Source organism: Rhizobacter sp. P3_B12 (assembly GCF_056402895.1).
The window spans coordinates 1-504 of record NZ_JBFUGN010001808.1 but is presented as its reverse complement, the minus strand read 5'-3'; the positions used below and the strand labels follow the sequence as shown (position 1 = coordinate 504).

1 protein-coding gene is annotated in these 504 nt (G+C 74.4%); it reads left to right on the top strand.

Features of this window, described 5'->3' with window-relative positions; translation table 11 throughout:
- The coding region (locus AC1D01_RS38345; RefSeq protein WP_477875268.1) for a molybdopterin molybdotransferase MoeA at positions 1–504 on the top strand (504 nt) is incomplete at both ends.

Genomic DNA, 504 nt, shown 5'->3' with positions numbered 1-504 from the left:
GCAGGAGCAGTGCGAGGCGCTCGGCGACCAGGTGCGCATCAACGAGGTGCCGCGGGCCGGGCAGTGGGTGCGCCGCCGCGGCGAGGACGTGCAAGAGGGCAGCACCGTGCTGACGCAGGGCCTGCGCCTGACGCCGCAGGCGCTCGGCATGGCGGCCTCGRTCGGGGCGGCGACGCTGGCGGTGATGCGCCGGCCGCGCGTCGCGCTGTTCTCCACCGGCGACGAGCTGGTGATGCCGGGCGAGCCGCTGCGCCCCGGCGCGATCTACAACTCCAACCGCTACACGCTGCGCGCGCTGATCCAGGCGCTGGGCGGCGAGGTGACCGACCTCGGCATCGTGCCGGACCGGCTCGACGCGACGCGCGACGCGCTGGTGCGGGCCGCGCAAGGGCATGACCTGATCGTCACCAGCGGCGGCGTGTCGGTCGGCGAAGAGGATCACCTGCGTCCTGCGGTGCAAGCCGAAGGGCGGCTCGACCTGTGGCAGATCGCGCTCAAGCCGGG